This window comes from Azospirillum sp. (assembly GCF_050789165.1).
The window spans coordinates 1-12,713 of the sequence record NZ_JBOZRT010000027.1 but is presented as its reverse complement, the minus strand read 5'-3'; the positions used below and the strand labels follow the sequence as shown (position 1 = coordinate 12,713).

Sequence of the window (12,713 nt, the reverse complement as noted above, 5' to 3'; positions counted from 1 at the left end):
CGACCGCCGTCGTCACCTCGGCGATGTTGCGGACCTGCGCGGTCAGGTTCGTCGCCATCAGGTTGACGTTGTCGGTCAGGTCCTTCCACGTGCCGGCAACGCCCTTCACCACCGCCTGACCGCCCAGCCGGCCTTCGGTGCCCACCTCGCGCGCGACGCGCGTCACCTCGGAGGCGAAGGAGCCGAGCTGGTCCACCATGATGTTGATGGTGTTCTTCAGCTCCAGGATCTCGCCCTTCACGTCCACGGTGATCTTCTTCGACAGGTCGCCGTTCGCCACCGCGGTCGTCACGTCGGCGATGTTGCGCACCTGGGCGGTCAGGTTGGCCGCCATGGCGTTCACGTTGTCGGTCAGGTCCTTCCACGTGCCGGCGACGCCTTCCACGCGGGCCTGACCGCCGAGCTTGCCCTCCGTACCCACCTCGCGGGCCACGCGGGTCACCTCGCTGGCGAAGCTGTTCAGCTGGCCCACCATGGTGTTCACGATCTTGCCGATGCGCAGGAACTCACCGCGCAGCGGGCGCCCGTCGATCTCCAGCAGCATGGTCTGCGACAGGTCGCCCTTCGCCACCGCGCCGATCACGCGCGCCACCTCGTTGGTGGGCTGCACGAGGTCGCCGATCAGCGTGTTGACCGAATCGACGCACTTCTCCCACTTGCCGGTGGCGCCGCCGAGCTTGGCGCGCTGGCTGATCTTGCCTTCCTTGCCCACCACCGAGCTGAGCCGGCCGAACTCCTCGGTCATCTGCTCGTTCAGCTCGACCACGTCGTTGAAGGCCTCGGCGATCTCGCCGTCGATGCCCGTCAGATGCAGCGGCAGGCGGACGGAGAAGTCGCCCTTCTTGAAACGGCGAAGCGCGGCCAGAAGGTCGCGCGCGGTCAACTCAACGGACGTGGTCTCGGGCATCGTGATCCTCAGGATCGGCTTGTTCTTGTTTCCCGGTGCCTTGGGGGAGGATTGGCGCTCGTCGGTCATTGGGCGGTCACCTTCGCCAGCGCGGCGCGCAGGCGGTCGAGGGTGTAGGGCTTCTGGACGAAGTCGAGGACGGCGGCCCGGCCGGCCCGCTCCATCGCCTCCGGCGAGGCCTCGCCGGACAGGCTGATCGAGGGGATGCCCATGCCGCGCAGCACGCCGGCCGTCTCGATGCCGTCCATCCCGCCGCGCAGGCCGACGTCGATCAGCGCCAGATCGGGCCGGTGCGCGCCGGCCGCCTCGATGGCTGCGGCGCCCGTCGGGGCGACGGCGCACACGGCATGGTCGAGGTCTTCCATCATCAACGACAGCGACATGGCCACCAGATGCTCGTCCTCGACGATCAGCACCCGGTGCTGGCCGCCTCCGGTCAAGTTCGGATTGCCCCCTCCAGACATACCCATCCCCATGGCGTTACACTTTGGGCTGGGTTGAGAATGTAGTCGCACTCGATACCAAGCTCTTGCCTGAAGAGGTTCTATATGACCAAAGCGGTAACGCATAAAACCCGGGACGAAACGGTATTCGCCTACACCATTCCGGCTATTACCCCGACAAATCGCGACGCATCGTCGCGGCGGTGATTTGAACATTCGAAGAATCGACAGGCGAAGCCACCGCCGCCGCGGGCAGCGGCAGCGTCACTGTATTCACGGCTATTGACGCTTTATTGCAGGCCGGCGGTGCGGGCGGCCAGCACCCGTTCGGCGAGCGCCACGCTGAGCTTCGCCTCGGCGTGCGACACCGGGTCCTCCAGGCCGCGTTCGGCGCGCAGGCTGGCCAACCACAGCGTGTTCCAGTGCCGCCGCGCCAGCCGGATGAAGGCCGGCGCCGAGGCGGTGTCGGCCGCCGTCAGCGCCTCGCGTACCGCGCGCGTGTTGCCGGCGAAGGTGGTGGGGTCGAGGTCCACCGCCGCCGCCACGGTCAGGAACACCGCGTCGTAGGCGAAGCGGGTCGCGGCGCGCCAGTGCGGCTCCCCCGCCTGCGGCGCGGCCAGAGTCTCGCGGGCGAGGGCGAGGTAATGGTCAGGCAGCATGGTCACGGGCGACGAACCTCAGGGCGAGACCGCCGCACAGGTGCGGCGCCATGGTTTCCACGTGGTCGTGCATCGCATCGACCATGGCGGCGAGCCGGACGGTGTCCTCCAGCAGGGCGGGGGCGACCGGGATGACCATCTCGTAGACGATCATGTCGCCGGCGATGCTGGGGCGCAGCGACATCTCCTCCGGCGCGCCGCCGGCCTCGGCCAGCGCGGCGGTGTACAGCTCGCCCGCCACCACCAGCGTCAGGTCGGGCACGCGGCGGCGGCCGATGGCCAGCGCGCGGTGGCGCATCTGGCGGATGATGGTCAGCCACTCGTCCTGGAAGCGCTCCGCCGCCTCGGTGACGTCGCGCACCACGGCCTGCACCTTCTGCGGCATCTGCAGCTTGCGGGCCAGCGCCTTGTATTCGCGGATCACCTCGTTGCCGAGGCGCTTGATCTCCGCCTCGTGCTCGCCGGCCACCTCGATCAGCTGCTCGTGCACCGGGAAGCCGTCGGCGGCCGCACGCTCCGCCAGGTACATCAGCCGCTCGGCGTCGTAGCGCACCTCGGCGATCACGCGGTTGGCGATCAGCTCCATGGTCTGCTCGACCCGGCGCACGTGTTCCGAGTCCAGGTCGTTGCGGCGCTCCAGCACGTTGTGGATCAGCGCAACGTACTGCTGCGCGACCTTCAGCGGCTGTTCGGGGGTAAAGGGGTCGAGTGCGAGACGGGCCATGCCCGCACCCTGCCGCCCCTCCGGCGATTAAGTCAATCTGACCAATGGCCTGTGCGGTACGGCCAAAGGATCAGCCCGGTTCGGGCAGGCCCCCCGCGGTGACGATGAACCGGATGATGTCGTCCAGCCCCTGCCCGCTCTTCAGGTTGGAGAACAGGAAGGGCCGAGGCCCACGCATCTTCCTCGCGTCGCGGTCCATCACCTCCAGGCTGGCGCCGACCAGCGGGGCGAGGTCGATCTTGTTGATCACCAGCAGGTCCGAGCGGGTGATGCCCGGCCCGCCCTTGCGCGGGATCTTGTCGCCGGCGGAGACGTCGATGACGTAGATCGTGATGTCCGCCAGCTCCGGCGAGAAGGTCGCGGCCAGGTTGTCGCCGCCCGACTCGATGAAGATCAGGTCGAGGTTCGGGAAGCGCTTCACCATCTCGTCCACCGCGGCGAGGTTGATGGAGGCGTCCTCGCGGATGGCGGTGTGCGGGCAGCCGCCGGTCTCCACGCCCATGATGCGCTCGGGCGCCAGCGCGCCGGAGCGGGTGAGGAACTGCGCGTCCTCCTTGGTGTAGATGTCGTTGGTGATGGCGGCGACCTCCCAGCCCTCCCGCATGCGCTTGCACAGCGCGTCGGTGAGCGCGGTCTTGCCGGAGCCCACCGGCCCGCCGATGCCGACGCGCAGCGGTCCGGAATGGCTCTTGGTGATCGGGGCGGCGGTCAGGGTCATGAGCGGAACAGCCTCGTGTACTGGGTTTCGTGGGTCATGGAGGTCCAATCGACCATCGGCGCGCGGCTGCCGAAATCGTCGGGCGATGCGGTTTCGGCCCAGGCGGCGACGCGGGCGGCGACCGGCTCCAAGGCGGCGAGCGCGCGCTGCCCGTCGGTCTGGCCGAGGGGGACGAGGCGCACGCCGGCGGAGACGAGGTTCGCCGCGACGGAATGCAGGAACCCGGCGAGGGCGGCGCTCAGCGGGATGCCGGCCAGCGCGGCGCACAGCGCGACGGCGACGGCGTGCGCCGGGGCGCGGCGTTCGGCGGCGATGACGGCCTGCCACCGGTCCAGGCCGGGCAGCGGCCACGCGGCGGCGACGGTGGACAGGAACGCCGTGCCCTGGGCAGAGGATTCCAGCGCCATCTCGCGACTGCCGCGCAGGACGTCGGCGCGTTCGAGCGCCCGGACGAAGGACGCCTCGTCGCCGGCTTCGACGGCACGGTGGACGGCGGCGAACAGCACGGCGTCGGAGCGTCCCGCACCGTGTTCGAGGATGAACGCGACCCAGCCGGCCAGCGAGGCGCGGTCGCGCACGAAGCCGGCTTCCACCGCCTGCTCGACGCCGTGCGAGTAGGTGTAGCCGCCGATCGGGAACGACGGGCTGAGCCACGCCAGGAGGCGGAGCAGCGCATCAGCCATGAGAGGTTCCCGCGCTGGGCCCCCACCCCAGCCCTCCCCCACTGCGCGGGGGAGGGAGTCCGAGCCCTCCCCCGTCAAAGATGGGGGAGGGTTGGGTGGGGGCCCGACGCGATGCTTCAATGGTCATGGTGATGGTCATCGTGCCCATGATGCCCGCCCCCGCCCGAATACGCCCCCTGCTCCGGCGTGAAGGGGGCCATCACCTCGTGCACGTGCGCGCCAAGCCCGTGCAGCATGTCGACGATCACGTGGTCCCAGCGCAGCCGCACCACGCCGCGACCGATCTCCACCGGCAGGTGGCGGTTGCCCAGATGCCACGCGACGCGGGCGAGGTCGCCCTCGCCGTGGCAATGCACCTCGGCCAGCCGTTCCGGCGCGGCGCGGACGCGCAGGTACCCGCCACCCTCCAACTCCAGCCCGTCGCCGTCGTTCAGCACCTGCGCACGGGCGAGGTCGAGCAGGAACGGCTCGCCGGCGTCGTCGGTCAGCCGCACGCGGCGGCGGAAGCGGTCGTCGTAGGTCAGGGTGACGCTGCCGGCGGCCTGCCCCTCGGGCCAGGAACCGGCGGCGTGCACCGTGGTCGCTCGTCTCATCGGGAAAAGCCTCAGAACAGGAAGTAGCGCTGCGCCATCGGCAGCACCGCGGCGGGCTCGCAGATCAGCAGTTCGCCGTCGGCGCGCACCTCGTAGGTCTCCGGATCGACCTCGATGTGCGGGGTGGCGCCGTTGTGGATCATCCCCGCCTTGCCGATGCTGCGGCAGCCCTGCACGGCCAGCAACCGGCGCGTCAGGCCGAGCCGGTCACCCACCCCGGCGTCCAGCGCGGCGGCGCTGACGAAGGTCACCGAACTGGCCGGCATCGCCTTGCCGAACGCCCCGAACATCGGGCGGTAGTGCACGGGCTGCGGCGTCGGGATGGAGGCGTTGGGGTCGCCCATGGGCGCCGCGGCGATGGTGCCGCACTTCAGCACCATGTCCGGCTTCACGCCGAAAAAGGCCGGCGACCAGACCACCAGATCGGCCAGCTTGCCCACCTCGACCGAGCCGACGTGCTGCGCGATGCCGTGCGCCAGCGCCGGATTGATGGTGTACTTGGCGACGTAGCGCTTCACCCGCGCGTTGTCGTTCTCGCCCGTCTCGCCCGGCAGACGGCCGCGCTGCACCTTCATCTTGTGCGCGGTCTGCCAGGTGCGGATCACCACCTCGCCGACGCGGCCCATGGCCTGGCTGTCCGACGACAGCATGGAGAAGACGCCGAGGTCGTGCAGGATATCCTCGGCCGCGATGGTCTCGCGGCGGATGCGGCTCTCGGCGAAGGCGACGTCCTCGGGGATGCGCGGGCTGAGGTGGTGGCACACCATCAGCATGTCCAGGTGCTCGTCCACCGTGTTCACGGTGAACGGCCGGGTCGGGTTGGTCGAGCTGGGCAGCACGTTGGGCAGGCCGGCCACCTTGATGATGTCCGGCGCGTGGCCACCGCCCGCACCCTCGGTATGGAAGGCGTGGATGGTGCGCCCCTTGAACGCCGCGATGGTGTCCTCGACGAAGCCGGATTCGTTCAGCGTGTCGGTGTGGATGGCGACCTGGACGTCGTACTGGTCGGCGACGGTGAGGCAGGTGTCGATGGCCTTGGGCGTGGTGCCCCAGTCCTCGTGCAGCTTGAGGCCGCAGGCGCCGGCCACGATCTGCTCGATCAGTGCGTCCGGGCGGCTGGCGTTGCCCTTGCCGAAGAAGCCCAGGTTGATCGGCAGCCCCTCGGCGGCCTGGAGCATGCGCGCCATGTGCCACGGCCCCGGCGTGCAGGTGGTGGCGTTGGTGCCCGCCGCCGGCCCGGTGCCGCCGCCCAGCATGGTGGTGACGCCGGAGTACAGCGCCTCGTCCACCTGCTGCGGGCAGATGAAGTGGATGTGGCTGTCGATGCCGCCGGCGGTGACGATCTTGCCCTCGCCGGCGATCACCTCGGTGCCCGGACCGATGACGATGGTGACGCCCGGCTGGACGTCGGGGTTGCCGGCCTTGCCGATGCCGGCGATGCGCCCGTCCTTCAGGCCGATGTCGGCCTTGACGATGCCCCAGTGGTCAAGGATCAGCGCGTTGGTGATGACGGTGTCGACGGCGCCCTCGGCGCGGGTCGCCTGCCCCTGTCCCATGCCGTCGCGGATCACCTTGCCGCCGCCGAACTTCACCTCCTCGCCGGGAATGGTGTGGTCGCGCTCGACCTCGATGATCAGGTCGGTGTCGGCGAGGCGCACGCGGTCGCCGGTGGTCGGGCCGTAGTGCGCGGCGTACTCGGCGCGCTCGATGCGATGAGCCATGTCAGAGCGCTCCATTGATCTTGCCATTGAAGCCGTGCACCACGCGGGCTCCGGTGTAGGCGACCAGCGTCACCGTGCGGGTCTGCCCCGGCTCGAAGCGCACGGCCGTCCCGGCCGGAATGTCCAGCCGCATGCCGCGCGCCTGCGCGCGGTCGAAGGACAGCGCCGTGTTGGTCTCGTAGAAATGATAGTGCGAGCCGACCTGGATCGGCCGGTCGCCGGTGTTGGCGACGTCGAGCGTGACCGTGGGACGGCCGGCGTTCAGCTCGATCTCGCCGGGGGCGGTGATGACTTCGCCGGGGATCATGCGCGCACCTCAGCGGATCGGGTTGTGGACGGTGACGAGCTTGGTGCCGTCGGGGAAGGTGGCCTCCACCTGGATCTCGTGGATCATCTCGGGGATGCCCTCCATCACCTGCTCGCGGGTGAGGACGCTGGCGCCATCGCGCATCAGCTCGGCCACCGATCTGCCGTCGCGGGCCCCCTCGACGACGAAGTCGGTGATTAGGGCCACCGCCTCGGGGTGGTTGAGCTTGACGCCGCGCTCCAGGCGCCGGCGCGCCACCACGGCCGCCATGGCGACCAGCAGCTTGTCCTTTTCCCGCGGTGTCAGGTTCATCCCTGGTTCCCCTTCGCTTCTTCTTTCGTTAGGCAAGGCGCCGGCGCCCGTCCCCCACCCTAACCCTCCCCCATCTTCGACGGGGGAGGGAACTCCGCCGCTCGTCCCCCTCCCCCGCGCAGTGGGGGAGGGATGGGGTGGGGGACCGCCGCGAGGGCTTTCCCTCACACATGCCACAGCCGCGGCAACCGTTCCGGTAGATCATTCAAGGCTTTGCGCAGCCCCGCCCACACCCGGCCGAAGTCGGTGCGCAGCCGCTGCGCATCCTTGCCCAACAGGCGGATCACCAGCACCTCGCCGAGCACCGTCGCCGCGGCGTGCGGCGCGACGTCCTCCAGCAGGGCGCGGGCGGCGTCCAGACGGTCCGCGGCGTCCCGGCCGACGTACAGGATGGTGCCGTACGCCGTCGCCCCGGCGAAGCCCGCGGGGTGGTCGAGCAGCGCCGCCACGTCGCCGTCCAGGTGCAGCGCGTCGGCCCACGCCAGCCGGCCGTCGCGGCGCACCTCCCAGGCGTCGCGCGCCAGCCCCTGCGTGAAGCGCTCGCCGCGCGCGATGCGGCCGAACACCAGCAGTTCGCCCGCCAGCAGCCGGCCGGAGCCGTTCACCGCCACCGACGTGGTGCGGCGCAGGCGGGCGGCGTCGAACAGGATGGTCTCCTGCGGCAGCCACTCCAGCCAGCCGCCGTCCCCGACCGCCAGACGCACGTCGAACCGCACGTCCTCGCCGGCCGAGCGGTAGACCTTCTCCGCCGCCTGGGCGGTGACCAGGGCGGAGGCGCCCTCGCCGACCGAGGCCGCGATCTCCAGCCGGTCGCCGCCGACCAGCCCGCCGGACGTGGTCACCACCACGGCGGTCGGCGGGTCGCTGGACGCCGGCGTCGGGAACAGCAAGCGCAGCGGGTCGGTGTGGTAGACCTCGCGCAGGCGGCCGTGGTCGAAGGCGACGGTGGCGCGGCCGTGGATGGTCAGGCGCTTGGGCGCGGGTGCCCCCTCCCCATCCCTCCCCCGCGTTGCGGGAGAGGGGGCTACCGACGAGGCGGCGGAGTTCCCTCCACCGCCAAAGGCGGGGGAGGGATAGGGAGGGGGCATCAGCGGCGAATCCGGCACGAGGATCAGACCGTCAGGTGTCTGCGCACGTCGGACTCGACCATGTCGGAGGATGTCCCGGCAAGCACGATCTCGCCGCGGTCCATCACGGCGAAGCGGTCGGCCAGTTCGCGAGCGAAGTCGAAATACTGCTCGACCAGCAGGATCGCCATGTCGCCGCGCGCCGCCAGCGTCTTGATGACCTCGCCGATCAGCTTGATGATCGAGGGCTGGATGCCCTCGGTCGGCTCGTCGAGGATCAGCAGGCGCGGGCGGGTCACCAGGGCGCGGGCGATCGCCAATTGTTGTTGCTGCCCGCCCGACAGGTCGCCGCCGCGGCGGTGCAGCATCTCCTTCAGCACCGGGAACAGCGCGAAGATCTCGTCGGGGATCGAGCGCTGCGCCTTCGGCAGCGGCGCGAACCCGGTCTGCAGGTTCTCCAGCACGGTCAGGCGCGGGAAGATCTCGCGGCCCTGCGGCACGAAGCCGATGCCGCGCCTTGCCCGGTCGGCGGTGGCGAGCCGGCCGATCTCCTGCCCTTCCCAGCCGATGCGGCCGGAGCGCGCCTGCTCCAGCCCCATGATGGCGCGCAGCGTGCTGGTCTTGCCGACGCCGTTGCGGCCGAGCAGGCAGGTCACCGCCCCCTTCGGCGCCTCCAGCGAGACGCCGCGCAGCGCGTGGCTGGCGCCGTAGTACAGGTGCACATTCTCGACGGTCAACATGGTCTAGCGCCCCAGATAGACTTCGATCACCCGCGGGTCGGCCTGCACCGTCTCCAGCGAGCCCTCGGCCAGGACCGAGCCCTCGTGCAGCACCGTCACCTTGGCGCCCAGGCGGCGCACGAACTCCATGTCGTGCTCCACCACCACCACCGAGCGGTCCCGGTTGATCTCCAGGATCAGGTCGGCGGTGCGCTCGGTCTCGGCGTCGGTCATGCCGGCCACCGGCTCGTCGAGCAGGACGAGCTTGGGCTCCTGCATCAGCAGCATGCCGATCTCCAGCCACTGCTTCTGGCCGTGGCTGAGCGCGCCGGCCGGGCTGCCGAGGCGGTCGCCCAGGCGGATCAGCGCCACGACCTCGTCGATGCGGCGGGCCTGCTCGCGGGTCAGCATGAAGAACAGCGTCCTCATGGTGCGGCGGTCGCACTTGAGGGCGAGTTCCAGGTTCTCGAACACGGTCAGGTGCTCGAACACCGTGGGCTTCTGGAACTTGCGGCCGATGCCGAGGTTGGCGATGCGCGTCTCGTCCAGCTTGGTCAGGTCGACGCCGCCGTCGAACAGCACGTCGCCCTTGTCCGGCTTGGTCTTGCCGGTGACGATGTCCATCATCGTCGTCTTGCCGGCGCCGTTCGGGCCGATGATGGTGCGCAGCTCGCCGGGCGCCAGCACGAGGCTGAGGTTGTTGATCGCCTTGAAGCCGTCGAAGGCGACGTGCACGCCGTCCAGGTAGAGGATCGAGCCGTGCGCCGGGTGCGGATCGCCGGCGACGCCGTAGGACGGCTCGGCGAGGGAGACGCTGTTGTCGTCAGGCATTCTTGTTCTGCGCCACCGGGACGCCCCCCTTCTTGATCCGCGCCTTGAGCTGCCCGGCGAGCCCCATCAGCCCCTTCGGCATGAAGAGCGTGACGAGGATGAACAGGCCGCCCAGGAAGAACAGCCAGACCTCCGGCGCCGCCCCGGTGAAGTAGCTCTTGGCGCCGTTCACCGTGAAGGCGCCGAGGATCGAGCCGACCAGCGTGCCGCGCCCGCCGACCGCCACCCAGATCGCCACCTCGATGGAGTTGGCGGCGGAGAACTCCGACGGGTTGATGATGCCGACCTGCGGCACGTACAGCGCGCCCGCCAGCCCGGCCAGCACCGCCGAGACGGTGAAGACGAACAGCTTCGCGGCCGTGACGTCGTAGCCGAGGAAGCGCACCCGGCTCTCGGCGTCGCGGATCGCCATCAGCACGCGGCCGAGCTTGGAGGACACGATGAAGCGCGCCGCCAGGTACCCGGCCGCCAGCAGCAGCGCCGAGGCGACGTACAGGCCGACGCGGGTGCCGGTGGCCTGCATGGGGAAGCCCAGGACGTCCTTGAAATCGGTCAACCCGTTGTTGCCGCCGAAGCCCATCTCGTTGCGGAAGAAGGCGAGCATCAGCGCGAAGGTCATCGCCTGCGTGATGATCGAGAAGTAGACGCCGTTGATGCGCGAGCGGAAGGCGAACCAGCCCATGACGAAGGCCAGCAGCCCCGGCACGGCGACGACCATCAGCAGCGTCCACACCGGGTTGTCGAAGCCCCACCAGTACCAGGGCAGCTCCTTCCAGTTCAGGAACACCATGAAGTCCGGCAGGCTGGCGTTGCCATAGACGCCGCGGGCGCCGATCTGCCGCATCAGGTGCATGCCCATGCAGTAGCCGCCCAGCGCGAAGAACGCGCCGTGCCCCAGCGACAGGGCACCGGCGTAGCCCCACACGAGGTCGAGGCTGAGCGCCAGCAGCGCGTAGCACAGGTACTTGCCGAGCAGGCTGACCATGTAGGCCGGCACGTGGAACACCGAGTCCGGCGGGGTGGCGAGGTGCAGCACCGGCACCAGCCCGGCGGCCACCACCAGCAGGCCCATGAACACCGACCAGCCGCGCCGGGATTCCAGGGCCAGGAGACGGGAGGTTAGGGGACCCATCGCTTACGCCTCCCGACGCATGGAAGAGTTCAGGCGCTGGGCCCCCACCCAACCCTCCCCCACTTCGCGGGGGAGGGCTTTAAAACCTGCCCCCGCGTAGTGGGGGAAGGAGGGGCCCATGCGAAGCATGGGAGGAAGGGGGCCCGGTGCGAACAGGTTCCGCATGTCTCACGCCTCCGCCGCGCGGCCCTTGAGCGCGAACAGGCCGCGCGGGCGCTTCTGGATGAACAGGATGATGAAGACCAGCACCAGGATCTTGCCCAGCATGGCGCCGGCGTACGGCTCGAGGATCTTGTTGACGACGCCCAGGCTCAGCGCCCCGGCGAGCACGCCCCACAGGCTGCCCACCCCGCCGAACACCACCACCATGAAGCTGTCGACGATGTAGCCCTGCCCCAGGTTCGGGCTGACGTTGCCGACCTGGGACAGCGCCACGCCCGCCACCCCGGCGATGCCGGAGCCGAGGCCGAAGGTCAGCGCGTCCACCCAGCCGGTGCGGATGCCCATGCTGGCCGCCATGGAACGGTTCTGCGTGACCGCGCGCATCTGCAGGCCGAGGCTGGTGTAGCGCAGCGTCGCCGCCAGGGCGCCGAGCACCGCCAGCGCGAAGACGATGATGGCGATGCGGTTCCAGGTCAGCACGAGGCCCGGCAGCGCCTCCCACGCGCCGGTCATCCAGGCGGGGTTGGCGACCTCCTTGTTCGGCGCGCCGAAGATCGAGCGCACCACCTGCTGCAGCATCAGCGAGATGCCCCAGGTCGCCAGCATGGTCTCCAGCGGGCGGCCGTAGAGGAAGCGGATGATGCCGCGCTCCAGCGCCACGCCGACGGCGCCGGCGACCAGGAAGGCGGCGGGGATGGAGACGATCAGGTAGAGGCCGAAGACGCCCGGCGGCAGGAAGGCGCGGAACGCCTCCTGCACCACGAAGGCGGTGTAGGCGCCGAGCATGATCATCTCGCCGTGCGCCATGTTGATGACGCCCATCACGCCGAAGGTGATGGCGAGGCCGACGGCGGCCAGCAGCAGCACCGAGCCGAGGCTCAGCCCCTGGAACAGGGTGAGCGCGCCGGCGGTCAGCGTCTCGCGCCGCTCGATGGCGGAGACGAGGGCGTCGGCCGCCGCGCGCACCTGGGCGTCCGGGTCCTTGGCCAGGGGAGCGACCAGGGTGCGCGTCTCGGCGGTCTGGACGGAGGACAGCTCCTCGATGGCCTTCAGGCGCTCGGCGGCGTCCGCGCTGGTCAGCGCGGCGCGGGCGAAGGCGCGGGCGATGACGATCTTGACGCCGGGGTCGGTCTCGCGGGCCAGCGCGTCGCGCAGCTTGGCGGCGGTCTCCGGCGTGGCGTTGCGCGCCATGCTCTCGACGGCGGCGAGGCGGCGCGCCGGGTCCGGCGACGTCAGGTCGAGCCGCCCGACCGCGGCGGAGATCGCGCTGCGCAGCGCGTTGTTCACGGTGACCTTGGTCAGGTCGCGGCTGGCGACGGTGCCCAGCGTGGCACCGGTCAGCGGGTCGGCGATGGTGACCTCGCGCCCGTTCACCGCGCCGGTGACGAGCTTGCCGTCCTCCTTGCGCACGAACAGGGCGCCGGCCTCCATGGCCTGGAGCACGGGGAGCGCGCGGGCGTCGCCGGTGGCGGCGACCCGCTCGGCCGCGGCGGCCTTCTCGGCGAACCCGTCGGCGGCGAGGCCGGACAGCGCGGCGGAGAACGCGGCGTCGTCGGCGCGGGCGGGGGCGGTGAAGAGAGCTAGGAACAGGAAGACTACGGAGAGCAGGCGGGCGGTCGGCATGGTGTTCCCCTTGTCTCCCTCTCCCCCCTGGGGAGAGGGTCGGGGTGAGGGGGCCCCGCATCGCGGACGTTCTCAGTCCCCCGCGACCGGCCCGCCCCCCACCCCCCGGGGG

At 70.5% G+C, this 12,713-nt stretch carries 15 protein-coding genes; all 15 read right to left on the bottom strand.

Translation table 11 applies throughout. The features are described 5' to 3' along the window. Positions 1–976, bottom strand: a 976-nt coding sequence (locus ACRWK7_RS04995; RefSeq protein WP_431855095.1) for a HAMP domain-containing protein, incomplete at its 3' end; no start/stop codon positions are given. Next, a complete protein-coding gene (locus tag ACRWK7_RS04990) occupies positions 973–1,347 on the bottom strand; it encodes a response regulator (RefSeq protein ID WP_431855094.1) in 375 nt (124 codons plus the stop codon). The genes ACRWK7_RS04995 and ACRWK7_RS04990, both read right to left, overlap by 4 nt. A 293-nt stretch (positions 1,348–1,640) precedes the next feature. Then, complete coding sequence (locus ACRWK7_RS04985) at positions 1,641–2,015, bottom strand: hypothetical protein (RefSeq protein WP_431855093.1); 375 nt, start codon at positions 2,013–2,015, stop codon at positions 1,641–1,643. Continuing rightward, positions 1,999–2,733 (bottom strand): hypothetical protein, encoded by a 735-nt coding sequence (locus ACRWK7_RS04980; RefSeq protein ID WP_431855092.1) that lies wholly within the window; start codon positions 2,731–2,733, stop codon positions 1,999–2,001. The genes ACRWK7_RS04985 and ACRWK7_RS04980 overlap by 17 nt, the downstream gene beginning before the upstream one ends. 70 nt (positions 2,734–2,803) lie before the next feature. Beyond that, positions 2,804–3,451, bottom strand: coding sequence for an urease accessory protein UreG (gene ureG / locus ACRWK7_RS04975; RefSeq protein WP_431855091.1), 648 nt, complete (start codon positions 3,449–3,451; stop codon positions 2,804–2,806). After that, positions 3,448–4,134 (bottom strand): urease accessory protein UreF, encoded by a 687-nt coding sequence (locus ACRWK7_RS04970; protein ID WP_431855090.1) that lies wholly within the window; start codon positions 4,132–4,134, stop codon positions 3,448–3,450. The genes ureG and ACRWK7_RS04970 overlap by 4 nt, the downstream gene beginning before the upstream one ends. 116 nt (positions 4,135–4,250) lie before the next feature. Beyond that, positions 4,251–4,727 (bottom strand): urease accessory protein UreE, encoded by a 477-nt coding sequence (gene ureE, locus ACRWK7_RS04965; protein ID WP_431855089.1) that lies wholly within the window; start codon positions 4,725–4,727, stop codon positions 4,251–4,253. Between the two features lie 11 nt (positions 4,728–4,738). Further along, the gene (gene ureC, locus ACRWK7_RS04960; RefSeq protein ID WP_431855088.1) at positions 4,739–6,448 is read right to left on the bottom strand and encodes an urease subunit alpha; all 1,710 of its coding nucleotides are present in this window, start codon (positions 6,446–6,448) and stop codon (positions 4,739–4,741) included. 1 nt (position 6,449) lies between these two features. Next, positions 6,450–6,755, bottom strand: coding sequence for an urease subunit beta (locus ACRWK7_RS04955; RefSeq protein WP_431855087.1), 306 nt, complete (start codon positions 6,753–6,755; stop codon positions 6,450–6,452). A gap of 9 nt (positions 6,756–6,764) precedes the next feature. Next, entirely contained in the window at positions 6,765–7,067 is a 303-nt protein-coding gene (locus tag ACRWK7_RS04950; protein WP_431855086.1) for an urease subunit gamma, read from the bottom strand. 164 nt (positions 7,068–7,231) lie between these two features. Continuing rightward, positions 7,232–8,155 (bottom strand): urease accessory protein UreD, encoded by a 924-nt coding sequence (locus ACRWK7_RS04945; RefSeq protein WP_431855085.1) that lies wholly within the window; start codon positions 8,153–8,155, stop codon positions 7,232–7,234. Positions 8,156–8,178: 23 nt separating this feature from the next. Further along, on the bottom strand, positions 8,179–8,874 hold the full coding sequence (gene urtE / locus ACRWK7_RS04940) for an urea ABC transporter ATP-binding subunit UrtE (protein WP_431855084.1): 696 nt from the start codon (positions 8,872–8,874) through the stop codon (positions 8,179–8,181). Positions 8,875–8,877: 3 nt separating this feature from the next. Beyond that, positions 8,878–9,684 (bottom strand): urea ABC transporter ATP-binding protein UrtD, encoded by an 807-nt coding sequence (gene urtD, locus ACRWK7_RS04935; RefSeq protein ID WP_431855083.1) that lies wholly within the window; start codon positions 9,682–9,684, stop codon positions 8,878–8,880. Then, on the bottom strand, positions 9,677–10,816 hold the full coding sequence (urtC, locus tag ACRWK7_RS04930; protein ID WP_431855082.1) for an urea ABC transporter permease subunit UrtC: 1,140 nt from the start codon (positions 10,814–10,816) through the stop codon (positions 9,677–9,679). The genes urtD and urtC overlap by 8 nt, the downstream gene beginning before the upstream one ends. A gap of 168 nt (positions 10,817–10,984) precedes the next feature. Continuing rightward, a complete protein-coding gene (gene urtB / locus ACRWK7_RS04925) occupies positions 10,985–12,601 on the bottom strand; it encodes an urea ABC transporter permease subunit UrtB (protein ID WP_431855081.1) in 1,617 nt (538 codons plus the stop codon). Positions 12,602–12,713 lie beyond the last annotated feature (112 nt).

Excerpts from the sequence above, each read along its gene's own strand:
- ACRWK7_RS04980 (WP_431855092.1), bottom strand. The coding sequence starts at position 2,733 with ATGGCCCGTCTCGCACTCGACCCCTTTACCCCCGAACAGCCGCTGAAG.
- ureG (WP_431855091.1), bottom strand. The coding sequence starts at position 3,451 with ATGACCCTGACCGCCGCCCCGATCACCAAGAGCCATTCCGGACCGCTG.
- ACRWK7_RS04970 (WP_431855090.1), bottom strand. The coding sequence starts at position 4,134 with ATGGCTGATGCGCTGCTCCGCCTCCTGGCGTGGCTCAGCCCGTCGTTC.
- ureE (WP_431855089.1), bottom strand. The coding sequence starts at position 4,727 with ATGAGACGAGCGACCACGGTGCACGCCGCCGGTTCCTGGCCCGAGGGG.
- ureC (WP_431855088.1), bottom strand. The coding sequence starts at position 6,448 with ATGGCTCATCGCATCGAGCGCGCCGAGTACGCCGCGCACTACGGCCCG.
- ACRWK7_RS04955 (WP_431855087.1), bottom strand. The coding sequence starts at position 6,755 with ATGATCCCCGGCGAAGTCATCACCGCCCCCGGCGAGATCGAGCTGAAC.
- ACRWK7_RS04950 (WP_431855086.1), bottom strand. The coding sequence starts at position 7,067 with ATGAACCTGACACCGCGGGAAAAGGACAAGCTGCTGGTCGCCATGGCG.
- ACRWK7_RS04945 (WP_431855085.1), bottom strand. The coding sequence starts at position 8,155 with ATGCCCCCTCCCTATCCCTCCCCCGCCTTTGGCGGTGGAGGGAACTCC.
- urtE (WP_431855084.1), bottom strand. The coding sequence starts at position 8,874 with ATGTTGACCGTCGAGAATGTGCACCTGTACTACGGCGCCAGCCACGCG.
- urtD (WP_431855083.1), bottom strand. The coding sequence starts at position 9,684 with ATGCCTGACGACAACAGCGTCTCCCTCGCCGAGCCGTCCTACGGCGTC.
- urtC (WP_431855082.1), bottom strand. The coding sequence starts at position 10,816 with ATGGGTCCCCTAACCTCCCGTCTCCTGGCCCTGGAATCCCGGCGCGGC.
- urtB (WP_431855081.1), bottom strand. The coding sequence starts at position 12,601 with ATGCCGACCGCCCGCCTGCTCTCCGTAGTCTTCCTGTTCCTAGCTCTC.